The following is a 26,893-nucleotide window of genomic DNA, read 5'->3' as shown; positions in this document are numbered from 1 at the left end:
CGCCGACAACGCGGCCCGGTGAGCCGGAGGATAGGCCCGCCAGCAAGCCGATCACCGCCGCACCCGCGCTGGCGAACAGCAACGACGTCAATAGCAATGCGGCACCGCCGGCGGCAACGCCGGTCAGCACGGCGCGCAGCGGGCGCGGTAGCGCGCCCAGGATGCCGCGCGCCACCATGGCCACCACCAAGCCGATGAACAGCGCCATGATCCAGCCACCGCCGCCCGCGCCGTTGCCGCCCTCGGCATGCCCGCTGACCGGCGCCGGCAGGGCCTCGCCTTCGATCAGGCCGGCCAGGGTTGCGGTCGCCGCCGCGATGCCGCCAGCGTAATCGCCCTCACGGAAGCGCGGCGCCAGATACTCCTGGATGATGCGGTTGGCGGTGATGTCCGGAATGGCGCCTTCCAGGCCGTAACCCGGCTGGATGCGGACGCGACGGTCGTCCTTGGCCACCAGCAGCAGCACGCCGTCGTCCACACCCTTGCGGCCGATCTTCCATTGGTCGAACACGCGCTGGGTGTATTGCTCGATCGCTTCCGGCTGCGTGGTCGGCACGATCAAGATCTGCAGCTGCGCGCCCTTGCGCTGCTGCAAGGCCAGCGCCTGTTGCTCGAGTTGCTGGAGCTGCCCCGCATCCAGGGTGCCGGTGACGTCGACCACCGGCGAGCGCAGCGACGGGATGGCAGCCAACTCCTGCGCCAGCAACGACGCCGGCAGCAGCAACAACGCCATCATCCACACCACTCGCAAAACCATTCGCCGCATTGCCAACTCCTATGTGATGCGCGCCGCTCGTCGATCAACGCTGGGTTTTGCCAAGCCCTCTCCCTGCGTGACAGTGCCTCTTACAGAGAGGGGGTCCGTCCGAAGCGAAGCCACGGGTAGTCGGGACGATTGCGAGGACTGGCACCGTCCCCTCACCCAACCTCTCCCCCCGACGGCAGAGCGGCTAGCTCTCGCCTCAAACGTTCTGTGGTTTGGTCCGCAGATTCGTGCTGATGTGCCGCTTGGCATGCGTTGCCTTGATGCGTGCCTGTGCGTACTTCGACAGCGCGTGCTGCGCTTGCTAGCGGCGACTGCACAGGCACGCACAGCCGCTGATTACTGCGCAGGCTGCTGTGGCGCCTGCTGCGTGCCGAAATCCACCTGCGGAGCGCGCGAGATCTGCGCTTCGTTTTCCACGCTGAAATTGGGCTTGGGCTGGTATCCGAAGATCTTGGCCGTGATCACCTGCGGAAACGAGCGGATGTAGGTGTTGTAGTCCTGCACGGTCTGGATATAGCGGCCACGCGCCACGGTGATACGGTTTTCGGTGCCTTCCAGCTGCACCTGCAGATCGCGGAACGACTGGTCCGACTTGAGCTGCGGATAGTTTTCGCTGACCACCAACAACCGCGACAGCGCGCTACCCAGCTCGCCTTGCGCCTGCTGGAACTGCTTCAACGATGCTTCGTCATCGGCGTTGACCTGGATCTGGCCGACGCGCGCGCGCGCATTGGTTACTTCGGTCAGAACCTGACGTTCCTGCTGGGCATAGCCCTGCACGGTGCGTACCAGGTTGGGAATCAGATCGGCGCGACGCTGATACTGATTGAGCACCTCCGACCAACCGGCCTTGACGCCCTCTTCCTTCTGCTGGATCGCGTTATAGCCGCAACCGGACAGCGACGCGGTCAGGATCAGCAACACCAGGGCGCGAATCAGGACAGGCATGCAGGCGATTCCGTTGGAAGAGAGCCCGAGCATGCCACGTGCCAAGTCAAGCCCGCATGCACACGCCACTGACCGGTTCGCCCTGCCCACCGTGCGTCACCACAGCCGCGGCAGCAGGATCAATCCCCAGCAGAGCAGCACATTGATCAGCAGCACGAATACCGCGGCCGAGCCCATGTCCTTGGCACGCCCGGCCAATACGTGGTGTTCCGGGCCGTAGCGTTCGATCACGGCCTCAATGGCCGAGTTCAGCAGCTCGGCAGCCAGCACGATCAACAGCGGTGCAATCAGCGCGATGCGCTCGAGTCCCGACTGCCCGAGCCACAGACCGAGCGGTACCAGCACCGCCGCCAGACAGACCTCCAGGCGGAACGAAGATTCGTGCAGCCACGCCGCGCGCAATCCCTGCCATGACCAGATCGCCGCCTTGAGCATGCGACGCGGGCCGCGCGGGACGTGCCCCAATTGATCGGCCATGCGTCAGCGCGTCCTGCCGCATGGGCGAAGAAGGGAACAAGTCGAACGCATGGCATGGTCGCTGCTTGGGAAAGTGCGAATCTTGCACCGTGGCGGCCCGCCCCGCCAGCCGCTGCCAGGTTTGCCCTCAGCTTCCAGCCTGGCGCACCATGGCAGCCCGCTTCACTTTGAAGGTTCCTGCATGACCATCCATCGCCTGCGCAGCGTGCTGTGCGCCCTCGCCCTCCTGTCCGGCCATGTGTACGCCGACGCCCTGCACACCGCTCCGGCGGTGCCGGCGCAGGTCTCCAATGCCGCTTGGGAAGAAGACATGCAACGCTTCGCCGAAAGCGACGCGCGTCAGCCGCCGCCCAAGCACGGCATCGTGTTCGTCGGCAGCTCATCGATCCGGTTCTGGGAGACATTGGCACAGGATTTCCCGGGCAAGCCGGTGATCAATCGCGGTTTCGGCGGCTCGGAAGTGCGCGACAGCACCTGGTACGCGGACCGCATCGTGATTCCATACGCGCCACGCCAGGTGGTGCTGTACGCCGGCGACAACGACCTCAACAGCGGCCGCACGCCCGAACAGGTGCGCGATGACGTGCTGGCATTCGTAGCGCGTGTACGCCGCGACCTGCCCGAGGCACGCATCAGCTATCTGTCGATCAAGCCCAGCCCGTCGCGCGCGCAACTGCTGCCGGCCGTGATCAAGGCCAACCGCCTGATCAAGGACGCGCTAGCCCCGCTGCCGCGCGTGGACTTCGTGGACATCTACACCCCGATGCTCGATGCCAGCGGCAAGCCGCGCGCGGAACTGTTCCGCGCCGACAGGCTGCATATGACGGCCGATGGGTACGCGATCTGGCGCAAGGTCGTGGCACCGGTATTGGAACAACGCTAGAACGCAACCGAGCCAATCCGGCGCGCCTGTCGCCGGATCGCCGGTCTGCAGGCGAGACGTTGGCTGCCGCTCCAGGGCGGCACGCTGCATCGTGGCGGCAAACTGCCGGTCCTGTTCTCACACACAACTGACGTAGGCGTCTGCGATGTCGGCCCGCGGCGAACGCGTTGGCGGTGTGCGCGAACGATGCCAGCCATGCCAGGCCTCTGCAACGTCGCTAAACACGCCGCAAGCGCGTACGCGTCGCGCGCTGCACTGTCGACACCACGTTGCGCGTTCCGGCTGCCGAGCAAGCAACATAGTGGTCCAAGCGGTGATCCAATACCGCGTGCGGCAGGCCTTCGTCGTTATCTGCCATCGCTGCCTGACGACTTGGCCGGCAGCAAGGCATCATCAGCACGCGCCAGGACCACCGAATGCCGCCTCAGGCGACGACCACCGCCACGGACGTACCGACGCCGGCTTCGCTCTGCAGTTCGATACGCCAGCCGAAGCGATCGCACAGTCGACGGACGATCGACAGGCCAAGCCCAGTGCCTTGCGGGCGGGTGGGGTCGGCGCGGAAGAACGGTTCGAACGCGCGTGCCCGCGCTTCTTCGCTCATGCCAATGCCGGTATCGCGGACCACGATACGGTCGTGGGTCACCTCGACCTCGATGCTGCCGGTATCGGTGTAAGCGCAGGCGTTACGCAACAGATTGCTGAGCACCACCCGCATCACCCTGGGCGGGGCGAACATCTGCAGGCTGCGGTCGCCGACCATGCGCAACGACACCGGTTTGTCGCCAAGCAGCTCACGCGCGCTTTGCAGTTCTTCGCTGGCAAGCTCGGCCACATCGAAGTTTTCGCTCTGCGGGTCGATCTCGGCTTCGCGTGCCAGGATCAGGAACGCATCGATCACCGCCTCCATATCGTGGCCGGCGCGCTGGATACGGCGCAGGCTGCGCTGCGTGCGCGCGGACAATTCGTCGTCGGCCAAGGCCATGTCGCTGGCCACGCGGATCACCGTGAGCGGAGTGCGCAATTCATGGCTGGCATCGCGGGTGAAGTTGCGTTCGCGCGCGACATGCTCGCTGACGCGCAACCCCAGCGCATGCAGCGCGGCGGCCAGCTGGCGCGTTTCGCCCTGCAGTTCGGCAGGCAGCCGCTCCGGAGCCAGTTCGTCCACATCCGGGTTGCGCGGGTCCCAATGCGACACGCGCCGGGCCAGCCAGCTGATCGGCGAGACCAGCCGCTTGGAAACCCGGTAGGTGAACCACGACACGCCGTAGATTGCCACCAACACCACAATCGCCGGCACCACACCGAACCACCAGGTCAGATGCGCCGCGCGCGAGCGCGGAAACACCAGATACAGCCGCCCCTCCGGACGTTGATCGACATACACCAGCGCATCGGCGGCAGCCACTTCGCTGAAACCCGGAGACAGGTGGCGCAGCGCGGCCGGAGCCGCCTCGGCGGCGGTACCGGCGGGCGAAAAATAGCCCTGGATGTTGCGCGTATTCGGCGGCCGGTTGTCCGGCACGCTCTTTTGCATCTGCCAGAAATGCACGGCCTCGTCGGCGAGCACGGTGCGCACCAGGCTGTATTTGATGACGAACGACACCAGATACCCGGCCAGCACAAGCGCCAAGCTCGCCAGCGCGACCTGCAGCAGGAAGGCCAGACGTATTTTTCTCGGGAGCCCGTGTGGCATTGCTGCATCCAGGAAAGAGCGCCCGAGTATAGGCAGCACTTCCGTGAGTCCTTCGTGCAACCAGCCGGCAGCACAGGAGATCGATCGGCGCGTGAGCGCCTGCACAGCGGCCGGCCGCCAGAACGGCGGCCGGCGCGCAGGACATCACGCCATCGGTTGGGCGATGTCGGCGATGCGATAGCCGGCGCTCTGCACGGTGTGCAGCAGCGGACGGTCGAACGGCTTGTCGATGATCTTGCGCAGGTTGTACAGATGGCTGCGCAGGGTGTCCGAATCGGGCAAGCCGTTGCCCCAGATTTCGCGCTCGATTTCCTGGCGGGTGACCACACGCGGCGATTCGCGCATCAGGATGGTCAAAAGGCGCAGGCCGATCGGCGAAAGCTGCAGCTCGGTGCCGGCACGGGTGGCGCGCATGCTCACCGGGTCAAGCACCAGGTCGGCGACCTTGAGCACTTCCGAGCCCACCTGGCGACGCTCGCGACGGATCAGGGCACGCAGGCGCGCTTCCAGTTCCTGGATCGCGAACGGCTTGGTCAGGTAATCGTCGGCGCCAAAGCCCAGGCCGGTGAGCTTGTCGTCCAGCGTGTCGCGGGCCGTCAGCATCAACACCGGGGTGGACTTGCGTGCGTCGTTGCGCAGGCGGCGACACACTTCGATGCCGTCCAGGCGTGGCAGCATGAGATCCAGCACGACCACGTCGTAGCTGTTCTCCGCGGCAAGACGATAGCCGTCCAGGCCGTCCTGCGCGTAGTCGACCTCGAAGCCACGGCCTTCCAGGTACTCGCCGATCATTTCGGAGATATTGCGGTTGTCTTCGACGACCAGCACGAGGCCGGACGTTTCCTTGGTCTGACGCATGGACTTTCCTCGGTCTTCAGCTTTGTGAAACATGCCGGATCGACGGTGGAAAGGGCGTGAAGACTGGATACCGTGTTGCGTTGTCCGGCATTTAGCGGCCGAGCAGCGGGCGCAACGCCGGCCACACCGTCTCCAGCACCTTCGGTTGCGCAGCGGCGGTGGGGTGCAGACCGTCCGCCTGCATCAGGCCGGGCTGCAGCGCGACCTTTTCCAGAAAGAACGGCACCAGCGCGGTCTTGTACTGTTTGGAAAGGTCCGCATAGGTCGCCTTGAGCCGCTCGCGGTAGGCTGGGCCGTAATTGGGCGGCACGTCGATCCCGAGCAGCAGTACCTTCGCGCCGGCTTGCTGGCTGAGCTGAATCATCTTTTCCAGATTGCCCTTGAGCTGGGCCGGAGTCAGCCCTCGCAGCGCGTCGTTGCCGCCGAGTTCGATGACCACCACGCCGGGGCGGTGCTTTTCCAGCAGGCCCGGCAGCCGGGTCAGCGCGCCGGATGTGGTTTCGCCGCTGATGCTGGCATTGACGACTGCCGGTGGCGTCGCCATGTCACGCTTCAGGCGTTGGTCCAATAAAGTCACCCAACCGGACTGCACCGGGATGTTGTGCGCAGCGCTCAGGCTGTCGCCGACGACCAGGATCGGCGCGGTGGCGACCGGACTTTTGGCAGAGGCGATCCCCGGCGCAAGCAGGGAGAGTGTCAGCAGCCACAGGACCAGCACGCCATATCGCAGTGTTCTTTCACGCATTCGGAGATTCCTCATCGACAGTCTGGCCCCCCGCTCCAGCACCCGCACCGCCATCGACGTTCGCGAGGTCGGCAAGTCCGTCAGTGGCCCGGAGGGAACGCTCCACATCCTCGACAACGTGAGCTTGACGGTCAGTGAAGGCGACAGCATCGCCATCGTCGGTGCGTCCGGTTCGGGCAAGACCACCCTGCTCGGCTTGCTGGCCGGGCTGGACCTGCCCAGCCGCGGCAGCATCGTGCTGGCGGGCCAGGACCTGGGCCAGCTCGACGAAGAGGCGCGCGCCGCGCTGCGCGCCCGCGACGTCGGCTTCGTGTTCCAGAGCTTTCACCTGCTGCCGGCGCTGACTGCCGAAGAAAACATCGCACTGCCGCTGGAACTGGCCGGGCGCGAGGATCCGGCACGGGTGCGCGAAGTGCTGGAGGCCGTGGGCCTGAGCGCACGTGCGCGGCATTATCCGCGCCAGCTGTCCGGCGGCGAGCAGCAGCGCGTGGCGTTGGCGCGCGCATTCGTGGCGCGCCCGCGCATCCTGTTCGCCGATGAGCCCACCGGCAGCCTCGACCAGGCCACAGGCGCGCAGATCAGCGACCTGTTGTTCGCGCTCAATGCCACCAGCGACACCACGCTGGTCCTGGTCACGCATGACATGACGCTGGCGCAGCGTTGTCGCCACATCTACCGCATCGACAGCGGCCGCCTGCACGCACAGACCGGTCCGGCCGCATGAACGTCGTGCGACAAGCCGCGCGCGCAGTACGCCGCGAATTCCTGGCCGGGGACCTGCTGACCGTGTTCGCCGCGCTGGTGCTGGGCGTGGCGGTGATGACCGCGGTGGGCACCCTGGTCGACCGGGTGACGCTCGCGCTGACCTCCAGCGCGGCCGAAGTGCTCGGCGGCGATCTGGGCGTGACCGGGCGGCAGGAAATCCCGGCCGACTTCGCCGAAGAAGCCAGACGACGCGGCCTGCAGAGTACGCGCATGGTCAGCTTCCCCAGCGTGTTGTTCCATGGCGATGCCAGCCAGATGGCCAATATCCGCGGCGTCGGCGCCGGCTACCCGCTGCGTGGGCAGTTGCTGGTGTCCAAGAACGGCACCGGGACGGAAGGCAGCGTCGCCAGCGCACCGCCGCCGGGCCAGGCCTATGCCGATCCGCGCCTGCTCGAAGCGCTGAGCCTGCACATAGGCGAGCAACTGGAATTCGGCGCCGGCCATCTGACCATCACCGGCGTGTTGCGCGCCGAACCCGATGCCTCCGGTGAGCTGATGCAACTCTCGCCGCCGCTGCTGGTCAATCGCGCCGATATCGAAGGCGCCGGCCTGCTCGGCCCCGGCAGCCGCGCCTCCTATCGGTTGATGTTCGCCGGCGCACCGGATGCCATCGCCGATTTGCGCGCTTGGTTGAAACCACGCGCCAGCGAGTATCGCCTGGTCGGCATCGAAGACACCCAGCGCGGCATGCGTGCAGCGTTTGATCGCGCCGGCCGCTTCCTGGCCTTGTCGGCGTTGCTGGCGGTGCTGTTGTCCGGTGTGGCCACGGCCCTGGCAGCGAACCGGTTTGCGATGCGACGCATCGACACCGTGGCGGTCCTGCGCTGCCTGGGTGCCCGCCAGCGCGACATCCTGGCGATGCTGTCGCTGCAATTGTTGCTGACGGCGATACCGGCCTGCCTGGTCGGTATCGGGCTTGGCATGCTCGCGCAGGAAGGCCTGGTGCAGGCGCTGGGCAGTCTGATCCCGAACCGGTTGCCGCTGCCACAGGCCACCCCTGCTCTGGCCGGTGCAGGCATCGGCCTGGTGCTGTTGCTGGGCTTCGGCCTGCCGCCGCTGCTGCGGCTGCGCAACGTGCCGCCGATGCGCGTGCTCAACCGCAGCTTTGCTGCAGTGCCGCCCAGCTCGCTGCTGGTGTATGGCGCAGCCCTGGCCGCCACGCTGGCGCTCACCGTCTATGCCACCGGCAATCTGGTGTTGGCCGGCTGGGTGCTGGGCGGCCTGGCCGCGCTGGCACTGGTGGCGATGTTGCTGGGGCTGGGCCTGCTCGCGTTGCTGCGACCGATCCAGCACCGCCTGCGCGGTGCCTGGAAACTTGGCCTGGCCTCGCTGACCCGGCGCCGCGGCTTGAGCGTGGTGCAGCTGGTCGGGCTGTCGCTGTCGTTGTGCGCGCTGTTGCTGCTGGCGGTGGTCGGCCCGGGCCTGCTCGGTCAATGGCGCGACCGCCTGCCGGCGGACACGCCCAACTACTTCCTGATGAACATCCAGCCCGAACAAACCCAGCCGGTGCTGCAGACGCTGCGCGGTCTGGGGGTGAACGATGCGGCCGTGGAGCCGTTTTCCACCGGGCGCCTGGTCGCCATCAACGACAAACCGCCGGTGCGCGGCGAGCGTGACCCGGCCGACGATGGCGACGGCGACAACCGGCCAGTGAATTTTTCCTGGCGCCATGCGTTCCCGCCCGCAAATACGCTGCTGCAGGGCAAGTTCTGGGCGGCCGACAGCACCGCGGCGGAAGCCTCGGTGGAAGAAGGCTGGGCGCAACGCTACCAGCTCAAACTGGGCGATCGCATCACCTTGCTGCTGGGCGAACAGCAACGCACGTTCACCGTGACCAGCATCCGCAAGGCCGATTGGGATTCGTTCCGGGTCAACTTCTTCCTGCTGCTCAATCAAGGGTCGGTCGGCGATGCGCCGTACAACCTGATTTCCGCCTTCCACCTGCCGCCGGGCAATGCGTCCAAGCTGGCGGCGCTGAGCCGCGCCTATCCGAACATTTCGTTGCTAGATATCGACGCAATCCTTGGGCGCGTGCGCGAGGTCATCGACCAGGTGGCACAGGCGGTGCAATTGGTGATGGGCTTCAGCCTGCTGGCCGGCGTGCTGGTGTTGCTGGCCGCGTTGCAGGCCACCGCGGGCGAACGCCGTTACGACAGCGCGGTATTGCGCACCCTGGGCGCACGCCGTGGCCAGCTACGCGGTGCGGTGCTGGTGGAATTCGGCGCGCTTGGCTTGCTGGCGGCGACGCTGGCAGTGTCCGCTGCGGCCGTGATCGGCGCGGTCGTGGGGAAGCAGGCGTTCGAGATTGCGTTGACGCCGGATTGGCCGCGCCTGCTGCTCGGCGGCGCATTCGGGCTGGCGTTGAGTCTGTTGGCGGGTTGGTCGGGCACCCGGCGCATCTTGTCCACGCCGCCGGCGTTGGCATTGCGGAGCGAGTAAGCGCGGGTAACACGCGTCGCATGCGGGCAACGGCGTGCGACACGCGGCCTGGTGGCTGTGCTGCATGCCAGGCGACGGACGCCGTGGCGCGCCGCGTGAGACGCCTCGCCGTCGGTGAGTGCTGCATATGTCTGCAGCGCATAAGCACCTTGCAAATCGTACGTTCGCAGCGGTGGCACGACGGCCTAGAGTGGTGTGTCCGGCCGCCGGCCCAGGCGGCCTTTCGTTGCCGTCGAGGTGCCACGCCATGGCCAGCATCACTTCCGCAGCGCGTGTGCACACGCCGCGCGATGCGTCTCCCCCCGTGCAGACCTCCAGCGTCCGGATCGTGCCCTTCGACGCTCCGCTGGGTGCCGAGGTGATCGGCCTGGACCTTGCGCAACCGCTGGATGCCGCCACCTTCGCGCGTATCCATCGCGCGCATCTGGATCATCACGTGCTGGTGTTTCGCGATCAACGCATCACACCGGCGCAGCAGGTGGAATTCAGCCGTCGCTTCGGGCCGCTGCAGATCCATGTGCTGCGCAACTTTCAACTGCGCGGGCAGCCGGAAGTGCTGGTGGTATCCAACATCAAGGAGAACGGCGAGCCGATCGGCCTGGGCGACGCCGGGCATTACTGGCACTCGGATCTGTCGTACAAGCAAACCCCGAGCCTGGGGTCGCTGCTGCATGCGCAGGAGCTGCCCAGCGAAGGCGGCGACACGCTGTTCGCCAACCAGCACCTGGCATGGCAGACGCTGCCCGAATCGCTCAAGCGCACGGTGCAGGATCTGCGTGCCGAACACAGTTATCTGGCCAAGTACGAAGAGCTGCGCGCCCGCAATCCGTGGCGCCCGGCACTGACGCCGGAGCAGATTGCCGAAGTGACACCGGTGCAGCACCCGGTGGTGCGCACGCATCCGGAAACCGGCCGCAAGGCGCTGTTCGTCAGCGAGCATTTCACTACTCGCATCGTCGGCCTGCCCGAGGACGAAAGCCGCGCGCTGTTGCAGACGCTGTTCGAACACTCCACGCAGGCTGCGCTGGTGTATCGGCATCGCTGGCAGCCGCACGACATGGTGTTCTGGGACAACCGCTCGGTGATGCATCTGGCCGCCGGCACGCCGGATCATCTGCGCCGTCGGCTCAACCGCACCACCATCGAAGGCGATGCGCCGTTCTGAGCATCACCTGTTCCCTTCCCCTTCTCGACTGGAGCGCCGCATGCGTTTGACCGTCTCTTCCCACGCTCCTTTGCCGCACCGGCGTTTTTCGCGGCGCATCGCGCTGCTGGTGTTGGCCGCGTTGCCGCTGTTGCATAGCGCGCATGCGCAAGCCGAAGGCAAGCTGCGGATCGCCAAGCAATTCGGCATCGTTTACCTGCTGCTGGACGTGGCGCAGGACCAGAAGTTGATCGAACAGCGGGGCAAGGCCGCCGGCGTGGACATCGACGTGCAGTTCCTGCAGCTCTCCGGCGGGGCGGCGGTCAACGACGCGTTGTTGACCGGTTCGATCGATATCGCCGGTGCCGGCGTCGGTCCGCTGTTCACCATCTGGGACCGCACGCGCGGCCGCCAGAATGTCCGCGGCGTCGCCTCGCTGGGCAATTTCCCGTACTACCTGATCAGCAACAATCCGCGCATCAAATCCATCGGCGATTTCACGCCAAAGGACCGCATTGCGGTACCGGCGACAGGTGTCTCGGTGCAGTCGCGGTTTCTGCAGCATGCCTCGCAACAACGCTGGGGCGACAAGGGCACCCATCAGCTCGATGCGCTGCAGGTCGCGTTGCCGCATCCGGATGCCGCCGCGGCGATCATCCGTGGGCGCAGCGAAATCACCGCGCATTTTGCCAGCCCGCCGTTTCAGGAGCAGGAACTGGCGCGTAACCCGGCCGCGCATATCGTCACCAGTTCGTACGAGATCGAAGGCGGCCCGTCGTCGGCAACGGTGTTGTACGCCACGGAAAAATTCCGCCAGGACAACCCCAAGACCTATCGCGCATTTGTCGCCGCCCTGGACCAGGCAGCAAAGTTCGTCACTGCCCATCCGGAGCAGGCGGCCGATATCTTCCTGCGCCGTAATGGCTCGGGCATCGATCGCGCGTTGGTGCTGCAGATCCTCAAGGACCCCAAGGTGCAGTTCACCGTGGCACCGCAGAACACGCTGGGGCTGGGCAAGTTCATGCAGCACAGCGGGGCGATCAAGCAGGCGCCGGGCAAGGTGGGCGATTACTTTTTCGACGACCCGCTGATTGCGGGCGGGAGCTGAGCGATGTCGACGCCCCTGCTGCAGGTCGATCATGTCAGCCTGGAATATGCCTCCGCCCAGCGCGTGGTGCGCGCGACCCATCGCGTGCGCTTCGATGTGCACGAAGCCGACCGTTTCGTGCTGCTCGGGCCATCGGGCTGCGGTAAATCCACATTGCTCAAGGCGGTTGCCGGTTTCGTTGCGCCGCGCGAAGGGCAGATCCGTCTGGAGGGGCATGCGGTCACCGGCCCCGGGCCGGACCGGGTGGTGGTATTCCAGGAATTCGACCAGTTGGCGCCTTGGAAAAGCGTACGCGAGAACGTGGTGTTCGGGCTGCGCGCGGCGCGCAAGCTCGGCCGCGCCGAAGCGCGCGAGCGGGCAGACGAAAGTCTGGCCCAGGTCGGGCTGAGCGGATTTGCAGATGCCTACCCGCACACCTTGTCCGGCGGCATGAAGCAGCGCGTGGCCATCGCACGCGCCCTGGCGATGCGCCCGCGTGTCCTGCTGATGGACGAACCGTTCGCGGCACTGGATGCGCTGACGCGTTCGCGCATGCAGGAGCAGGTGCTGGAATTGTGGGAACAATTGCGCTTCACGCTGCTGTTCGTCACCCATTCCATCGAAGAAGCGTTGGTGGTCGGCAACCGGGTCTTGCTGTTGTCGCCGCACCCGGGCCAAGTGCGCGCCGAACTCAACGCGCATGCCTTCGGCCCGCACAGTGCCGGCAGCGTGGCGTTCCAGCAGACCGCGCAACGCATTCACCGGTTGCTGTTCGATCTGCCCGATGAAACTTTGGATGACGACAAGGTGGCACCGCTGCGTCGCCCGTCCCTGCGCCAACGCGAGGCGCTGACATGAGCCGCAGCACTGCAAGCGCATTGCCGCCGATTCCACCGGTGCGGCCCGAGTACGAAGTGGCGCTGACGCCGCTGGACCCCGCCCTGGTTGCCGCGACCACGCCCACGCGTTGGCGGGCACCGCCGTGGCTGCGCAAGGCACTGGTGCTGGCGGTCTTGGTCGCGGCATGGGAAATCGCCGCGCGGCTGGTCGGCGACGATCTGATGCTGCCCGGCGCAGGGCAGACCGCGCGCGCGTTCTACGACGGGCTGCTGTCCGGCGAACTGCTGCGCCGGGTCGGTGCCTCATTGCGGGTGCTGGCGCAGGGCTATGCGCTGGGCGTGCTGCTGGCGTTCGTGCTGACCGCACTGGCCGCTTCCACACGCTGGGGCCGAGATGTGCTCGGCACGCTGACCGCCATGTTCAACCCGCTGCCGGCCATTGCGCTGTTGCCGCTGGCCTTGCTGTGGTTCGGGCTGGGCACCGGCAGCCTGGTGTTCGTGCTGGTGCACTCGGTGCTGTGGCCGCTGGCGCTGACCACCTACGCCGGCTTCCAGGCAGTGCCGGACACGCTGCGCATGGCCGGGCGCAACTATGGCCTGCGCGGCCCGCGCTACGTGGCGCAACTGCTGATTCCGGCGGCGCTGCCGGCGATCCTGTCTGGGCTGAAGATCGGCTGGGCGTTCGCCTGGCGCACCCTGATCGCCGCCGAACTGGTCTTCGGCGCCACCTCCGGCCAGGGCGGCCTGGGCTGGTACATCTTCCAGAACCGCAACGAGCTTTATACCGACAAGGTGTTCGCGGGGCTGGCGATGGTGATCGTGCTGGGGCTGCTGGTGGAGGGCGTGGTGTTCCAGGCGGTCGAGCGGCTGACGGTGCGCCGCTGGGGCATGCAGCGCTAGAGCGGCCTCGGCGGTGCGGTCGCGTGCGCTTAACGAGGTTGGCTTATGCTTCGGCCCCCATTCTCTGCCGCTCGCCGCCATGCCCACCGCCCCCTTCACCGCCTACCTGTACCCGGTCCTGCTGCTGATCGCCAGCAACGTGTTCATGACCTTCGCTTGGTACGGACACCTGAAGTACAAGACCACGCCGCTGATGATCGCCATCCTGGTCAGCTGGGGCATCGCGTTCTTCGAATACTGCCTGCAGGTGCCTGGCAACCGTCTGGGCAGCGCGGTGTATTCGGCGCCGCAGCTCAAGGGCATGCAGGAAGTGATCACGCTGCTGGTCTTTGCCGGTTTCTCCACCTTCTACCTGGGGCAGTCGCTGAAGTGGAACCATTGGGCTGCGTTCGGCCTGATCCTGGTGGCAGCGTTTTTGATGTTCAAGGAATAAAGGCAAAGCGCCGTCTCGCTCGTAGGAGCGCAGCCGGGCGCGACCTCGCAAAGCCTCCCGCGGCGCGATGGGCCTTATCGGGAATGCCATGTCGCGACCGGGCGCGCTCCTACGGCATCCGGGTGCCTAGTTCGCCGGTTCGACCCACTGCGCGAACACCGCATCGATTTGCGCGTCCTTGACCCGCTTGCCCTTCTGCACTGACTCGGCCTGCTCGAACATCGGCACGATCATCGCCATGCCATCCGGCTTGGTTTTCAGATGCAGGCCCGGTGGTGCATGCAGGAATGAGGCCCAGCGCGTGCGCACCCGGGCCCAATAGGCTTGGGTGCCCTTCCAGTACGCATAGGCCGGGGCGAAATCCACCTCGGTGGTCTTGCGGTAATCGTTGAAGCCGAACTCGCGCGCAATCGCTTCCTGGGTGCCGTCGGGCTTGCGCAACACCTTGGTATTGAATTGTTCGTGGGTCCAGCCGTTCGGCGTCAGCGTATGCCGGTTGATCACCGATAGCGCGTTGTAGTCGCTGCGCTTGGTGTACTCGCGCCGCGGCAACGGGCGCCAGCTTGGATCGCTGGTCCAGGTGGGGTGGCCATCGGCGTAGTCCCAGCGGCCGGTCCCGCAATAACGTGGCGCGTCGCTGACTTCATATACGCATTGGGTCCAGGCACCGGCGCTGACGGCCGGCGGCAGCGCGTGCACCGTCCAGGTCTGCTCGGCGGTGAATTCAAACCGTTGCGGTGCCTCGAAGGTCCAGTCCTGCCGCCAGTGCTTGGTCACATGCCCGGTCTTCTCGTCGACCAGCAGATGCTGCAGCACCAGCTTGCGCGGCGAATCCTCCACCACGATCACCACTTCGCTGGCACCGCTGCGCATCGCCGAGGCGCGCTCGTAGCCGGGCTTGAGCAACACCGTCTCGTCGAAGGCAAAGTCCACCGCGTATTCGCCCTGCATCGCCAGGATGCTTTGCCGATCGCGCTGGGCGTCGGCGGCGGCAATCAACGGCAACAGGCTCAGCGTCAGTGCGATACAACGGGGAAACGTTCGGCTCATCGGAACTCTCGGGAGTGGTTGGAGACGTCAGCGGCGCAGGCGCACCAGCGACGTCGTCATGTCGGATGGGTTGTTGTTGCTGGATGTGGTGGAGGCCGTGCGCAAGGCGGCAGCGCGCGCGCAGCAGCAATCGTCCACCGCCACGCGGCCGTCGATGCCCTCTTCGCGCGCCAGGCGTGCGGCAACCTCCGCACCCAGCGCCGACACGGTCGCCAGGCTGGCGACAAACGGTTGCTCGCGGGCGGCGGCCGCCTGCAGGCGCAGCGCGCTCAATCGCCATGCCTCCCCACGCATGCGCCCGGCCAGACGACGCCACAGCCGCTCGCCGACGCCCAGCTCATGGGTTTCCATCGGCAATGGCGGCAGCCGCGCGACCAGGCGATCCCAGATCAAGAAATCGCTGTCAGGCAGCAGGCAGATGCGCCAGCAGCACTGCCCCTCGGCATCGAAGAACCAGATGCTCTCACGCACGCCATCGCTGTCGACCTGCCGGCACGCCGCCGCATCCACCGCGTGCTGCCAGCCATCCAGTTCGTTGCCCAATGCGGGCCGGTACAGGCACAGCACCGTGCCCAACGCCGCCAACTGCTGCGGACGCGGCAGCGCAGCGCGGGTGGCACGTGCATGCGACAACGACGGCAGCGGGCGGGCGATGGGCATGGCCGCTACCAGCTCACCGCCAGGCTGACCGAGGCGGTGCGCCCGGCGCCGGTGAAGCGATCGAGCACCGTGCTGCTGGCCAGCGTGCCATTGGGCAGCGCATTCCAGTCCACGTAGCGGCGGTCGGCCAGATTGAAGATGCCGGCAGTGACCTTGGCGCCAGGCGCGAATTCCCAGTGGCCCATCAGATCCAGCGTGGCGTAGCCGGCCGGGGTGTAATAGCTGTCCAGCTGCGGGCGACGCTTGCGCGCGACGAAGGTGCCGATCAGCTCCGCGCCCCAGGCATCGCTGTCGAAGGCCACGCCGAGCGTTCCGCGCAGCGGGTCGACCGAGTTGAGCGGGGTGTCGTCGGTGAGATTGTCGCCTTCCGCATACGCCAGGGCGCTGTTGAGCGACCAACCCTGCCAGCCGGCCAGGGCGCCCAGATCGATTCCGCCGCGCGCTTCGGCCCCCTTGATCACCACATCGTCCACGTTGCGCGACTGGAACAGCATCAGCCCTTCGGCATTGAAGCCGGCCGGCGCATACGATTCGATGAAGTTGCGGTAGTCGGTGTAGTACACGCTGACGCCCAGATAGCCGACTGCATCGTTGAAACGCAGGCCCAGTTCGCCACCGCGGCTGGTCTCCGATTTCAGATCCGGATTGGCGATGGCGGTATAGCGCGCCTGCAGATTGGTGAAGCCGATATTGACGTCGTTGTACGGCGGCGCGCGGAAGCCATGCACATAGTTGGCGTACGCCGACCATGCATCGGAGAACCGCCACACCACGCCGAACTTGGGCGAGACCTGGGTTTGATCGATGGTCTCGGCAGCCACGCCCGGATTGTCTTCGCGGAAGATGGCGTCCACCTGCGGCGACAGCCGGAAGTAATCCACGCGCACCCCGGGCGTCAGCGACAGCTGGCCATCGAACAGGCGGATCTCGTCCTGCGCATACAGCCCGAGCTTGGTGGTCTCGCTCTTGGGAAAATCGCGCACCGGGAACACGTCCTGACCGACGCGATTGGTGATCGCGCCATTGGCCAGATTGACCGAGTAACCATCGCGCTTGGCGCGGGTGTCGGTCCAGGTGCCGTCCAGGCCATAGGTGATGTCGTGGCTGAGCGTGCCGGTGTCGATGGCCCTGTGCGCGTTGACCAGCACGCCGTACACGCGCTGATCGAAGGTGTGTTCGTTATGACGGCCGGTGTTGTTGCCGCGCAGCTCGTCGGTACGCTGTAGGCTTTCGCTGTCCTGGCGATACAGCTGCCACTGCAGATCGTCGGCAAGCGCCCAATCCAGCGCATCCAGTTCGTGGCGTAGCGAAACGCGCGCGCGGGTCTGATGGTCGCGTCCGTCCTGCGACAGGATGCGCAGCGATGGCGTGGTCACACGCGGGTCGATGCCGGTCAACGCCTCGATGCTGCCATAGTCTTCGTTGCCTTCCACGGTGAGCTTGAAGCGCTGCTGCGCGCTCGGCGCGTACACCAGTTTGGCGAGCACACTGCGGCCATCGATGCGCTGCGGATTGGCGGCGGTGCGGGCGAAATCGCGGCTGCGGTGATCACCTTGGTTTTGCGTTTCCTGGCCCTGGCGATGACTCACCGCCACCATGCCGCTCCAGCGTTCGCCACCGAACGCGCCGGTGGCACCGGCGAACAGACCGTTCCAGTCGCCTTCGTAGCCGAACTTCAGGCCGACGTAGCTGTGCTTGTCGGCGCTCAGATAATCCGAAGGATCCTTGGTGACGAAGGCGACCACGCCGCCCAATGCATCCGAGCCATACAACGAGCTGGCCGGCCCGCGTACCACTTCCACGCGCTTGAGCGTTTCCAGATCGACGAAGTTACGGTTGGCATTGAGATAGCTGCCGAAACTGAAGGTGTCCGACACCGGCACGTTATCCACCAGGATCGCCACGCGGTTGCCATCCAGCCCGCGGATGCGGATGCCGTTGGCACCGGTGAAGCGGCCGCTGGTGCTGGTGACCGACACGCCCGGCGTGTAGCGGAACAGATCCTTGAGCTCGCGCACCAGTTGGTTGTCGAGCTGTTCGCGATCGATCACATCCACCGTGCTGGGCACATCCACCAGTGCGCGTTGGGTGCGTGTGGCGGTGACCTGTAGCCGGTCGAAGTCGTGCACCTCACGCGCACCCTCCGCTCCGGCATCGCGTTCGGCAGCATGGGCACACAAGGAAATAGCAGGCAGCGCCAGCGACAGCGCGACCACCAGCGGATGCAGGCGGATCATCAGGAACCCTTGAGCGTCCCCCGGCAGCGCGCATTGCGGCATAAGCCGCGCGCGGCAGGGAAGATAGAGTTGAGTGACGGGCGGCGGCGGCAGCGCCCGCTGCGATCTTTCCGCACACGCGTTGAGCGAGTGCGGCGAATGGATGTGATGGCGATCGAGCGTTGCGCGGAGAAAGATCGCGTCATCGGCACTGATGGCGCACGGCGATCGTTGCGGCAGCGGCTGCGCACAGTGGCTGTGCGCAGCCGCAGCTCGTGGCTGGAATTACTTGGTCAGGATCAGCTTGTCGTTGCTGGTGTGGCGCAGGCGATAGACGCGGTCGCCGTGCTGGATCAGCACTTCACGCCGGCCCTTGAGCAGCGCCTCGCTGCTGATGAGGTCTTCGGCGGGCACGGCGCGCGGCGTGGCGCGGTCGCGCAGATTGACCGGTTCGGAGCGAAGCAGCACGGGGTGAGCGGTCATGATCTGGTTCTCCAGTCGGTTGGCCAGACAAATAATAACCATTCTCATTTAATGATCAAGAGCCATTCTCATTTGAATGACCTGATGTTTAAATCGAACTCTGAATTTCGATTCATCACGCCAATCGAATCGATACGGTGTCGCTGTTCTCGGCTGCGGTGACCGCACAAGACGTCCACCGCAGCACCCGTCCGACTCAATGACTCAGCGCGTGCTCGACTCCACCCGCGCCCAGCCGGCGTCATCGACCTGATCCAGGGTGTTCAAGGCACCAAGGTTTTCTCCCAACTGTGTGACCCGGCTCGCGCCCAGGATCACGCTGGACACATGTGGATTGCGCAGGCACCAGGCGATGGCCAACTGCGCGGGCGACTGGCCAAGCTCGGCCGCTACCGCGCAGAACGCGCGGGCGCGCTCCAGCCGGCGCGCTTCCGGCGCGCCCAGCACTTCGTCCTGCAACCATTGGTTGCCCGGCTGGCCCAGACGGCTGTCGGCCTCCACGCCCGCGTTGTACTTGCCGGTCAGCAGGCCCGAGGCCAGCGGCGACCAGATCGTGGTGCCCAGCCCGTCCTCGCACAGCGACGCGTACTCGCGCTCCAGCCGCTCGCGGTGCAGCAGGTTGTATTGCGGCTGTTCCATCGCCGGCGCATGCAGATGTTCGCGTTCGGCAATGGCGATGGCTTCGCGCAACTGCGCGGCGCTCCATTCGGACGTGCCCCAGTACAGCACCTTGCCCTGGCGGATCAGCGCATCCATGGCGCGTACGGTTTCCTGGATCGGAGTGTCCGGATCGGGCCGATGGCAGTAATAGAGATCCAGGTACTCCACGCGCAGGCGCTTGAGCGCGGCGTGGCAGGCATCGGTGACATGCTTGCGCGAGAGTCCGCGCTGGGTCGGCCGCGGGCTGTCCACCGCACCGAAGAACACCTTGCTCGACACGCAAAAACCATCGCGCGGCAAACGCAGATCGGCGATCACATCGCCCATCACTTGCTCGGCGCGGCCGCGCGCGTAGACCTCGGCGTTATCGAAAAAGTTGATGCCGTTGTCCCAGGCGGCGGCGATCAGATTGCGGGCTTCGCTGCGCCCGATCTGCTTGCCGAAGGTGACCCAGGCCCCGAACGACAAGGCCGACAGCTGCAGCCCGGTGGAACCCAGACGACGGTAAAGCATGGCGAACTCCCGCAACCTCCAGGACACCTGCCCCGGACCGGCGTGCGCAGTGTAGGCCGTGGCGTCGGGCGCCGCACAGCGCGTGGCATGTGCGGCGCCTTGCATCGACCTCTCCTCGGCGCGACTGTCTGTTCGCAGCACCGCCTGCACTGCGCATGCATCGTGATCGGCGCTTTCGTCGGTATCGGTCTGCGGTTGGTTGTGATCTGCGTGGAATGCTTCGGCTTGCATGGGCGTTTGCATGCATACCGGCGCGGGACACGCCACACGTGCATCCACGAAGTTTCTGACGCGCCTCCATGCCCCCTCAGATCCCACGCTGATGCGCGTGTCATCACCACCGTTCGTTGTCGGCGGCCAGGGGAAAGCGGCATCCAGGTGGATCATCGTCGTTCTGGATCTGCTTCCCGGTGGCCGTCGCTGGTGAGCATGCGCGATGCGTCACCACCAATCCACAAGCAACAGACGCGCCGCCTTGCTGCAGCGACCGCTTGCCGATCAGCTAGCAAAATCGCTGGCGTGCGGAGCCGCATCCGGGATGAGGCCATTGGTGGCATGAAGGCCTCCAGCGAGCTTGCCTGGATGGATTCACGCCGTGCCCGGACGCCGGATGCGGCACCGTGCCTCGATAGACCAGCGGATGGCGTCGGCGGACGCATGCGTCAATCACCAGCACTCGAAGACACAAACGACAACCGTCCAAGCCATCTGCGCCGGAAACCCACATCCCAATGAAGCTGATGCAGCAACGACAGCCGTAGCAGTCGCAGCCGCAGATCGGCGCCACGCGCTCCAGCCACGCCTGGCTGCCCGGCACGTCCCCTCAACGCTGACGCATGACGTGAACACGTCATCCGGGGGCGGCACGACCGCCACCCGCCGCGCCGCCACGATGCGAAACGCCGTCCACCTCGCCCATGCGAACTCCCGACTTTGCGCAAGCGCGGTCCCACAGCGCGCCGGCGCGGGCCTGCCCGTGCCCGCCACCTCTCGCCTGTGGGCCAACCGGGAGCATCTGAATGCCGCTCGCCTTGCCCCCTGTCACCCCCTGCTCTAGGCTTCCCGTTTTGCCGTCAGCAGCCCGGGGATTGGAATGGTCGAAGGTTTGGGAAGGATCGGTTTCGGCCTGTTCGGTCTGGCGGTGCTCATCGGCATCACCTGGCTGTTTTCGAGCAACCGCCGCGCGATCGACTGGAAGCTGGTCGCCACCGGTCTGGCCCTGCAGATCTCGTTCGCCGCACTGGTGTTGCTGGTGCCGGGCGGGCGCGACGTCTTCGACGCGCTGGGCAAGGGCTTTGTCAAGGTGCTGAGTTTCGTCAATGAAGGGTCCACCTTCATCTTCGGCAACCTGATGAACATCGACAGCTACGGCTTCATCTTTGCGTTTCAGGTGCTGCCCACCATCATCTTCTTCTCGGCGCTGATGGGCGTGCTTTACCACCTGGGCGTGATGCAGATGGTGGTGCGTGCGATGGCGTGGGCGATCACCAAGGTGATGCGCGTTTCCGGTGCGGAAACCACCAGCGTGTGCGCCAGCGTCTTCATCGGCCAGACCGAAGCGCCGCTGACGGTGCGCCCGTACATCCCCAAGATGACCCAGTCCGAGCTGCTGACGATGATGATCGGCGGCATGGCGCATATCGCCGGCGGCGTGCTGGCTGCATACGTCGGCATGCTCGGCGGCAGCGATCCGGCGCAACAGGCGTTTTATGCCAAGCATCTGTTGGCCGCCAGCATCATGGCCGCGCCCGCCACGCTGGTGGTCGCCAAGCTGCTGGTGCCGGAAACCGGCACCCCGCTGACCCGCGGCACGGTCAAGATGGAAGTGGAAAAAACCACCAGCAATGTCATCGATGCGGCTGCGGCCGGTGCCGGCGACGGCTTGCGCCTGGCACTGAACATCGGCGCGATGCTGCTGGCCTTCATCGCGCTGATTGCGCTGATCAACGCACCGCTGACCTGGCTGGGCGAGGTCACCGGCGCCACCGCGCTGCTGGGCCGCCCGACCAACCTGTCGACGATCTTCGGCTACGTGCTGGCGCCGATCGCCTGGGTGATCGGCACCCCGTGGGTGGATGCGACAACGGTCGGTTCGTTGATCGGCCAGAAGGTGGTGATCAACGAGTTCGTCGCCTACAGCGAGTTGTCGCGCATCGTCAAGGGCGAAGTGCCGGGCGTGGGCCTGAGCGCAGAAGGCCGCCTGATCGCCACCTACGCGCTGTGCGGCTTCGCCAATTTCAGCTCGATCGCGATCCAGATCGGCGGGATCGGCGGGCTGGCGCCGGAACGTCGTCACGATCTGGCCAAGTTCGGCCTGCGTGCGGTGCTCGGCGGTTCGATCGCCACCTTCATGACCGCTACCATTGCCGGCGTGCTGTCGCATTTCGGTTGAGGTGGTGCGGGTTCATCGGCGTGACGGTCTAATCACTGCACGCCGCGTTTCATCCAGTCTTTCAAGTCAGTCATTCAAGGCAAGGTATTTATGAGTTCGGTCGTCGTTGTCGGGTCCTTCAATGTCGATCACGTGTGGCGCTGCGATGCCTTGCCGGTGCCGGGTGCGACCATCGCCGGGCGCTACAGCACCGGCCCGGGCGGCAAGGGCTTCAATCAGGCGATTGCGGCCGCACGTGCTGGCGCCAGGACGCATTTCTTGTGCGCGCTGGGCGACGATGCCGGTGGTGCGTTGGCCCGTTCGCTGGCCGCGCACGACGGCTTTGCGCTGATCGCCGAGCCCAGCAATGAACCGACCGGCACTGGCGGCATCTACGTCGACGGGCACGGCCGCAACACCATCGTGATCGGCGCCGGCGCCAACGCCGTGTTGAGCCCGGCCTTCATCGAGAACCAGCGCCCGCTGGTGGCTGCAGCAAAAGTGCTGCTGGCGCAGCTGGAATCTCCGGCCGAGACGGTCGAGTCTGCACTGGCGCTGGCGCACGAATGCGGCGTGCTGACGGTACTCAATGCCGCCCCGGCCAATGCGCCGACATCGATCGGCCTGCTCAAGCTCTCGGATGTGCTGACGCCCAACGAAACCGAATTCGCCGCGCTGCTCGGTCGCCATGTCGGCGAGCGCATCAATGCCGACGACGTCGCCGCGCTGGACGGCAATACGCTGCATTCGCTGTGCCGCAAGCTGCTGCCGGGCGGTACCGTGGTGGTGACGCTGGGCGCGGTGGGCGCCTTCATTTCGCACGCCGAAGAACAACTGCGCGGCGATACCCAGGCGCATTACCGCGTGGGCGCGGAAAGCGCGCAGACCATCGATACCACCGGTGCCGGCGACGCCTTCAACGGTGCGCTGGTTGCCTCGCTGGCGCAGCTGCCGGCTGCCAGCTTCGCAACCCACGTGCGCTTCGCCACCCGTTACGCGGCGCGCTCCACCGAGGTGGAAGGTGCGGCGGTGTCGATGCCGCGGCTGCGCGCGGACGACTGAGACCACGGTTCACTGCGATCGGCGTGCGCCACACGCGCATGCCCTGGATGCCGCACCCTGATTGGCGTGCCCAGGTTTTTGCAGGAATGCGCGCGCATGTCTCGCGCTCCATGACGCTTGCGACAAGCGCTAGTCGCGTCGCACCGCGCCGGGCGATGTGGCGCTGCAACGAGCGCATGTGTGTGCTCGCCGCGCTGCGCACACTCTGCTGCTAACGTCACGCCACCGGCTGCGCCATCGCGACGCCATGTGACCCAGCGCTGCTTTGGGTGCTCGAAAAACGAAAGCGCATCGCATAAAGCGTGCTGATCGGCTGCACGCGCTAGCGCGTTATCTGCGCTTGCCTACTGCGGCTTGCCGACATGCGCCTGCATCGTCGACTGGCGCACTGCCGCGTCACGCAATGGCAGTCACGCGTGTGCCTGGCCTTGCCTCCCCAAGCTCAACGGAACAACCGATGATCCTGCGTCGATCGCGCACGCCTCTCCTGCTGCCCTGCGTCTTACTTTCCTGCCTGCTCAGCTCCTGTGGCGGCGAGGATGCCGCCGATGCCGGCACCGCTGCGACCCTATCGCAGGCGGCGACGGTCGCCGTGAGTGCCCCCCGCGCCATGGCGCCAACCGCTACGCAGGCGTCCACGGCAACGGCGAGCGCCAGTACCGATCCAGCGTTTCGGCGCAGCCTCGCGCCCGATAAGCCGATGTTCGTGATCCATGCCGACACCTGGAACGCCGCCGATCCGCAGAAGATCATCGACCTGATTCCTGCAGACCTGCGCCCCTATACGGTACTGCTGATCTCGCTCTCGATCAGCCACAAAGGCGCCACCAACAATCAGTGCAACTGGAACCAGGTGGCGAACGGGATCGAGACGGCACGCTCGTGGATCAAGACAGCAGCGGCCAACGGTGTCTGGGCGATGGTCCAACCGTCCAGCGGCGGCTTCAGCCACTTCCCGGACTATCCCAACGGCACCGATCTGGAATCGACGGTCTACGGTGAGTTCTTCCGCGACTACCCGAACTTCCTCGGTTTCAACTATGCCGAGCAGTTCTGGGGATTCGACAAAGCCTGCTCGGTCTCGGCAGCGCAGCGCTGGGACCATTGGGCCAACCTGCTCAAGCTGACCAACAAGTACGGCGGCTATCTGGCGGTGAGCTTCACCGGCGGCTTCTGGGGCGCGAACATCAACCCGCTGGCGATGGTCAAGCGCAATGAGGCCTTGCGCACCGCCCTCGGCAGCTATGCCAAGAATTTCATCATCCAAGAAAAGTTCACGATGAACTACGGCTACCACGACATCGAAAGCGTCAGCCTGGGCATGTTCCTGTCGGGATTTGCGGGCCATTACGGCATCCGTCCTGACAGCAGCGGCTGGTACGCCGCCGATGGCAGCGCCTATCCTCTGGCGGCGGGCGCGCCGCATCTGATCGAACACCTGACGCTGACCGGCGAAACCTACTTCGACGGCCCGGAACTGATCTGGACCGATACCGTCCAAAGCCTGCCAAACGCGACCACCGCCGACGGCTACACCACGCGGCGCTGGCAGTTCTTCCCACAGTTCAAGAACATCCACATGGATGTCTACCGCAAGATCCTCGACGGCACCTTGCACATCCTCGATCGCCAGCAGGTGATCGACCGGACCAAGCTGGTGGTGGTCGACGACACCACCAGCGGCAACGATCAAAGCCTGTATTCATCCCCGGAAACGCTGTTTTCCGGCCTGTATCTGATGGACGACGACGGCATCTATCTGAACCAGCACAGCTGGTACAAGAAGACCGGGCGCTACCCCGCCAACCCGACCGTGTGGCAGTTGACCGACGACCTTGCCAAGTCCTTCCCCGTACAAGTCAAGCGCAGCGAGTACGCCACCCGCTGGCCGTCCATCGCCGCCAAGACCCAGGAACTGAATGCCTTGTTCCCGCAGGAATCCACCGGCGATCTCTATGTGGCACGTCAGGACAACACCTGGGTCACCTACAACCCCTACAAGACCAACAAGACCGCCAGCGGCGCGTTCAACCTCAAGTACAACAGTTGCGCCGCGCTCAACATGACCTACGGCCCCTACACGACGGGCGTGGTCAAGGAGTTCGCCGACGCGCTGTCGATCTACCTGACCAATTTCGATTCCGAAACCGGCCCGCTCAAGACCGACACCATCACCATCAGCGGCGCCAGCACGACGCCGACGTACACCTTCGCCGATCGCGGCGAGCACCAGGCCAGTACCGTGACCGCCACGCCCAACGGCGACGGCCTGACCTTGAACGTCGCCCACAACGGGCCGCTGGACATCACCATCCAGTGCTCCGGCTCGGCCACCGGACGCGCAAGCGCCGCGGCGGTCACGGCACTGCAGGCACCGGCCGCGCCGCCCGCCTATACCGGTGTGCGGCAATACGAAGCGGAGAACTTCGATTTCCAGCGCATCGGCAGTCTTGTCGCCAATGGCGTCTCCGGCGCGGTGCACAACTACCAGGGGCTGGGCTATGTCGACTTCGGCGGCAACCCCGGCGCGCGTCTGCGGACCACCATCAACGTGCCGCAGGCAGGAACCTACACGCTGGCCACGCGCTATTCCGCACCGGGCGCAAGCGTCGGTACCGTAGACTTGTACGTCAACGGCGTGCGTGCAGGCACCCCGGCCTTCGCCCAGACCAGCTCGGCCAGCGACTGGGCCAGCAGTCTGCTGACGGCGACCTTGAGTGCCGGCGATAACGTGGTCGAGTACCGCGCCAGTGCAGGCACCCAGGCCAAGCTGTACCTGGATAACCTGGCCGTTTCGCAGTAAGCGATACCACAGCGGCGGTGCCGGCCCGGCCGCCGCAGGGTTGGCAGCACCAAGTGCTGTCACCGCTGAAGTTACACTAGCGGCATGCAGATCGGCCCCTACTCCATCGCTCCCAAGGTGATCCTCGCGCCCATGGCGGGCGTCACCGACAAGCCGTTCCGGCTGCTGTGCAAGCGGCTGGGCGCGGGCCTGGCGGTGTCGGAAATGACCATTTCCGACCCGCGCTTCTGGGGCACGCGCAAATCGCTGCACCGCATGGACCATGCCGGCGAGCCGGACCCGATCAGCGTGCAGATCGCCGGCACCGAGCCGCAGCAACTGGCCGAGGCGGCGCGCTACAACGTCGACCACGGTGCGCAGTTGATCGACATCAACATGGGCTGCCCGGCCAAGAAAGTGTGCAATGCCTGGGCCGGCTCGGCACTGATGCGCGATGAAGAGCTGGTGGCACGCATCCTGACCGCGGTGGTGCAGGCAGTGAACGTGCCGGTGACGTTGAAGATCCGCACCGGTTGGGATTGCGACCACCGCAACGGCCCGACGATCGCGCGGATCGCGCAGGACTGCGGTATCGCCGCGCTCGCCGTACACGGGCGCACACGCGACCAGCACTACACCGGCAGCGCCGAGTACGCGACGATTGCGCAGATCAAGGCCGCGCTGCAGATCCCGGTGGTTGCCAATGGCGATATCGACTCGCCGCAGAAAGCCGCCCAGGTGCTGCGCGAAACCGGCGCCGATGCCGTGATGATCGGCCGCGCCGCGCAAGGCCGCCCGTGGATCTTCGGCGAGGTGGCGCATTTTTTGACCACAGGCGAGGTATTGCCGCCGCCGTCGCTGGCGTTCGTGCGCGACACCTTGCTCGGCCACCTGGAGGCGCTGCACGCGTTTTATGGCCAACCGCAAGGCGTGCGCATCGCACGCAAGCATCTGGGTTGGTACGCCAAGGACCACCCGCAAAGCACCGACTTCCGGGCGGTGGTCAATCGCGCCGAAACCGCCGACGCGCAGTTGGCCCTGACGCGCGATTACTTCGATGCATTGATCGCCGGCGTGCCGCCCGCACTATCGGACGCTGCCTGAGGTTTTCTGTCC

General features: G+C 65.8%; 23 protein-coding genes. 12 read left to right on the top strand and 11 right to left on the bottom strand.

Annotation, left to right across the window (positions count from 1 at the left end; genetic code table 11):
- The 3 genes from EO156_RS17765 to EO156_RS17755 form a co-directional block, all read right to left on the bottom strand.
- Nucleotides 1-766, bottom strand: a 766-nt coding sequence (locus EO156_RS17765; protein ID WP_126936764.1) for a TPM domain-containing protein, incomplete at its 3' end; no start/stop codon positions are given.
- Nucleotides 767-1,102: 336 nt separating this feature from the next.
- A complete protein-coding gene (locus tag EO156_RS17760; RefSeq protein WP_016850114.1) occupies nucleotides 1,103-1,714 on the bottom strand; it encodes a LemA family protein in 612 nt (203 codons plus the stop codon).
- 96 nt (nucleotides 1,715-1,810) lie between these two features.
- Nucleotides 1,811-2,191 carry a diacylglycerol kinase gene (locus EO156_RS17755; RefSeq protein WP_005910722.1) on the bottom strand — a complete coding sequence of 127 codons (381 nt, stop codon included), beginning with the start codon at nucleotides 2,189-2,191 and terminating at the stop codon, nucleotides 1,811-1,813.
- Between the two features lie 181 nt (nucleotides 2,192-2,372).
- On the opposite strand from EO156_RS17755, the gene EO156_RS17750 reads away from it, so the two are divergent.
- Complete coding sequence (locus EO156_RS17750; protein ID WP_016850115.1) at nucleotides 2,373-3,074, top strand: SGNH/GDSL hydrolase family protein; 702 nt, start codon at nucleotides 2,373-2,375, stop codon at nucleotides 3,072-3,074.
- 424 nt (nucleotides 3,075-3,498) lie between these two features.
- Here EO156_RS17750 and EO156_RS17745 read toward each other — a convergent pair whose 3' ends face one another.
- From EO156_RS17745 to EO156_RS17735, 3 genes are all read right to left on the bottom strand, one after another.
- Nucleotides 3,499-4,770, bottom strand: a complete 1,272-nt coding sequence (locus tag EO156_RS17745; RefSeq protein WP_011050566.1) for a HAMP domain-containing sensor histidine kinase — start codon at nucleotides 4,768-4,770, stop codon at nucleotides 3,499-3,501.
- A gap of 144 nt (nucleotides 4,771-4,914) precedes the next feature.
- The gene (locus EO156_RS17740; protein ID WP_002811889.1) at nucleotides 4,915-5,628 is read right to left on the bottom strand and encodes a response regulator transcription factor; all 714 of its coding nucleotides are present in this window, start codon (nucleotides 5,626-5,628) and stop codon (nucleotides 4,915-4,917) included.
- Nucleotides 5,629-5,719: 91 nt separating this feature from the next.
- Nucleotides 5,720-6,388 (bottom strand): arylesterase, encoded by a 669-nt coding sequence (locus EO156_RS17735; RefSeq protein WP_005921070.1) that lies wholly within the window; start codon nucleotides 6,386-6,388, stop codon nucleotides 5,720-5,722.
- A gap of 109 nt (nucleotides 6,389-6,497) precedes the next feature.
- Here EO156_RS17735 and EO156_RS17730 point away from each other — a divergent pair, with 109 nt between their 5' ends.
- The 7 genes from EO156_RS17730 (at nucleotide 6,498) to EO156_RS17700 (ending at nucleotide 13,980) form a co-directional block, all read left to right on the top strand.
- Nucleotides 6,498-7,097: an ATP-binding cassette domain-containing protein gene (locus tag EO156_RS17730; protein WP_005921068.1), complete on the top strand. Its 600-nt coding sequence runs from the start codon at nucleotides 6,498-6,500 to the stop codon at nucleotides 7,095-7,097.
- Entirely contained in the window at nucleotides 7,094-9,577 is a 2,484-nt protein-coding gene (locus EO156_RS17725; protein ID WP_016850116.1) for an FtsX-like permease family protein, read from the top strand. The genes EO156_RS17730 and EO156_RS17725 overlap by 4 nt, the downstream gene beginning before the upstream one ends.
- A gap of 247 nt (nucleotides 9,578-9,824) precedes the next feature.
- Nucleotides 9,825-10,742, top strand: a complete 918-nt coding sequence (locus EO156_RS17720) for a TauD/TfdA family dioxygenase (protein ID WP_016850117.1) — start codon at nucleotides 9,825-9,827, stop codon at nucleotides 10,740-10,742.
- 40 nt (nucleotides 10,743-10,782) lie between these two features.
- Nucleotides 10,783-11,829, top strand: coding sequence for an ABC transporter substrate-binding protein (locus tag EO156_RS17715; RefSeq protein ID WP_016850118.1), 1,047 nt, complete (start codon nucleotides 10,783-10,785; stop codon nucleotides 11,827-11,829).
- Between the two features lie 3 nt (nucleotides 11,830-11,832).
- On the top strand, nucleotides 11,833-12,666 hold the full coding sequence (locus EO156_RS17710; RefSeq protein ID WP_003485166.1) for an ABC transporter ATP-binding protein: 834 nt from the start codon (nucleotides 11,833-11,835) through the stop codon (nucleotides 12,664-12,666).
- Complete coding sequence (locus EO156_RS17705; protein WP_016850119.1) at nucleotides 12,663-13,547, top strand: ABC transporter permease; 885 nt, start codon at nucleotides 12,663-12,665, stop codon at nucleotides 13,545-13,547. The genes EO156_RS17710 and EO156_RS17705 overlap by 4 nt, the downstream gene beginning before the upstream one ends.
- A gap of 79 nt (nucleotides 13,548-13,626) precedes the next feature.
- Nucleotides 13,627-13,980, top strand: a complete 354-nt coding sequence (locus EO156_RS17700; protein ID WP_005910790.1) for a DMT family protein — start codon at nucleotides 13,627-13,629, stop codon at nucleotides 13,978-13,980.
- A gap of 126 nt (nucleotides 13,981-14,106) precedes the next feature.
- On the opposite strand, the gene EO156_RS17695 is transcribed toward EO156_RS17700, so the two are convergent.
- The 5 genes from EO156_RS17695 to EO156_RS17675 form a co-directional block, all read right to left on the bottom strand.
- Nucleotides 14,107-15,030, bottom strand: coding sequence for a DUF6607 family protein (locus EO156_RS17695; protein ID WP_003485173.1), 924 nt, complete (start codon nucleotides 15,028-15,030; stop codon nucleotides 14,107-14,109).
- A gap of 27 nt (nucleotides 15,031-15,057) precedes the next feature.
- Nucleotides 15,058-15,690: a hypothetical protein gene (locus tag EO156_RS17690; RefSeq protein ID WP_029828100.1), complete on the bottom strand. Its 633-nt coding sequence runs from the start codon at nucleotides 15,688-15,690 to the stop codon at nucleotides 15,058-15,060.
- 5 nt (nucleotides 15,691-15,695) lie between these two features.
- Nucleotides 15,696-17,927, bottom strand: a complete 2,232-nt coding sequence (locus tag EO156_RS17685; RefSeq protein ID WP_016849651.1) for a TonB-dependent hemoglobin/transferrin/lactoferrin family receptor — start codon at nucleotides 17,925-17,927, stop codon at nucleotides 15,696-15,698.
- 264 nt (nucleotides 17,928-18,191) lie between these two features.
- Nucleotides 18,192-18,431, bottom strand: coding sequence for a hemin uptake protein HemP (locus EO156_RS17680; protein ID WP_003485179.1), 240 nt, complete (start codon nucleotides 18,429-18,431; stop codon nucleotides 18,192-18,194).
- A gap of 162 nt (nucleotides 18,432-18,593) precedes the next feature.
- On the bottom strand, nucleotides 18,594-19,562 hold the full coding sequence (locus EO156_RS17675; RefSeq protein ID WP_033482918.1) for an aldo/keto reductase: 969 nt from the start codon (nucleotides 19,560-19,562) through the stop codon (nucleotides 18,594-18,596).
- A gap of 1,093 nt (nucleotides 19,563-20,655) precedes the next feature.
- Here EO156_RS17675 and EO156_RS17665 point away from each other — a divergent pair.
- The 4 genes from EO156_RS17665 to dusB all read left to right on the top strand — a co-directional run bounded on the left by EO156_RS17665 (nucleotide 20,656) and on the right by dusB (nucleotide 26,881).
- Entirely contained in the window at nucleotides 20,656-21,954 is a 1,299-nt protein-coding gene (locus EO156_RS17665) for a nucleoside transporter C-terminal domain-containing protein (protein WP_005910804.1), read from the top strand.
- Nucleotides 21,955-22,044: 90 nt separating this feature from the next.
- Nucleotides 22,045-22,995 (top strand): ribokinase, encoded by a 951-nt coding sequence (locus EO156_RS17660; RefSeq protein ID WP_005910806.1) that lies wholly within the window; start codon nucleotides 22,045-22,047, stop codon nucleotides 22,993-22,995.
- 457 nt (nucleotides 22,996-23,452) lie between these two features.
- Nucleotides 23,453-25,798: a glycoside hydrolase family 98 domain-containing protein gene (locus tag EO156_RS17655; RefSeq protein WP_026006944.1), complete on the top strand. Its 2,346-nt coding sequence runs from the start codon at nucleotides 23,453-23,455 to the stop codon at nucleotides 25,796-25,798.
- 84 nt (nucleotides 25,799-25,882) lie between these two features.
- Entirely contained in the window at nucleotides 25,883-26,881 is a 999-nt protein-coding gene (gene dusB, locus EO156_RS17650) for a tRNA dihydrouridine synthase DusB (protein ID WP_016849654.1), read from the top strand.
- The last annotated feature ends 12 nt before the right edge of the window (nucleotides 26,882-26,893 follow it).

The organism is Xanthomonas sp. DAR33341 (assembly GCF_003992815.1).
GTDB lineage: Bacteria > Pseudomonadota > Gammaproteobacteria > Xanthomonadales > Xanthomonadaceae > Xanthomonas > Xanthomonas cissicola.
This window is presented reverse-complemented; position numbering and strand designations above follow the sequence as displayed.

Coding starts and splice junctions, on each gene's coding strand:
- EO156_RS17760 (WP_016850114.1), bottom strand. CDS start 1,714: ATGCCTGTCCTGATTCGCGCCCTGGTGTTGCTGATCCTGACCGCGTCG.
- EO156_RS17755 (WP_005910722.1), bottom strand. CDS start 2,191: ATGGCCGATCAATTGGGGCACGTCCCGCGCGGCCCGCGTCGCATGCTC.
- EO156_RS17750 (WP_016850115.1), top strand. CDS start 2,373: ATGACCATCCATCGCCTGCGCAGCGTGCTGTGCGCCCTCGCCCTCCTG.
- EO156_RS17745 (WP_011050566.1), bottom strand. CDS start 4,770: ATGCCACACGGGCTCCCGAGAAAAATACGTCTGGCCTTCCTGCTGCAG.
- EO156_RS17740 (WP_002811889.1), bottom strand. CDS start 5,628: ATGCGTCAGACCAAGGAAACGTCCGGCCTCGTGCTGGTCGTCGAAGAC.
- EO156_RS17735 (WP_005921070.1), bottom strand. CDS start 6,388: ATGAGGAATCTCCGAATGCGTGAAAGAACACTGCGATATGGCGTGCTG.
- EO156_RS17725 (WP_016850116.1), top strand. CDS start 7,094: ATGAACGTCGTGCGACAAGCCGCGCGCGCAGTACGCCGCGAATTCCTG.
- EO156_RS17720 (WP_016850117.1), top strand. CDS start 9,825: ATGGCCAGCATCACTTCCGCAGCGCGTGTGCACACGCCGCGCGATGCG.
- EO156_RS17715 (WP_016850118.1), top strand. CDS start 10,783: ATGCGTTTGACCGTCTCTTCCCACGCTCCTTTGCCGCACCGGCGTTTT.
- EO156_RS17710 (WP_003485166.1), top strand. CDS start 11,833: ATGTCGACGCCCCTGCTGCAGGTCGATCATGTCAGCCTGGAATATGCC.
- EO156_RS17705 (WP_016850119.1), top strand. CDS start 12,663: ATGAGCCGCAGCACTGCAAGCGCATTGCCGCCGATTCCACCGGTGCGG.
- EO156_RS17700 (WP_005910790.1), top strand. CDS start 13,627: ATGCCCACCGCCCCCTTCACCGCCTACCTGTACCCGGTCCTGCTGCTG.
- EO156_RS17695 (WP_003485173.1), bottom strand. CDS start 15,030: ATGAGCCGAACGTTTCCCCGTTGTATCGCACTGACGCTGAGCCTGTTG.
- EO156_RS17690 (WP_029828100.1), bottom strand. CDS start 15,690: ATGCCCATCGCCCGCCCGCTGCCGTCGTTGTCGCATGCACGTGCCACC.
- EO156_RS17685 (WP_016849651.1), bottom strand. CDS start 17,927: ATGATCCGCCTGCATCCGCTGGTGGTCGCGCTGTCGCTGGCGCTGCCT.
- EO156_RS17680 (WP_003485179.1), bottom strand. CDS start 18,431: ATGGTTATTATTTGTCTGGCCAACCGACTGGAGAACCAGATCATGACC.
- EO156_RS17675 (WP_033482918.1), bottom strand. CDS start 19,562: ATGCTTTACCGTCGTCTGGGTTCCACCGGGCTGCAGCTGTCGGCCTTG.
- EO156_RS17665 (WP_005910804.1), top strand. CDS start 20,656: ATGGTCGAAGGTTTGGGAAGGATCGGTTTCGGCCTGTTCGGTCTGGCG.
- EO156_RS17660 (WP_005910806.1), top strand. CDS start 22,045: ATGAGTTCGGTCGTCGTTGTCGGGTCCTTCAATGTCGATCACGTGTGG.
- EO156_RS17655 (WP_026006944.1), top strand. CDS start 23,453: ATGATCCTGCGTCGATCGCGCACGCCTCTCCTGCTGCCCTGCGTCTTA.
- dusB (WP_016849654.1), top strand. CDS start 25,883: ATGCAGATCGGCCCCTACTCCATCGCTCCCAAGGTGATCCTCGCGCCC.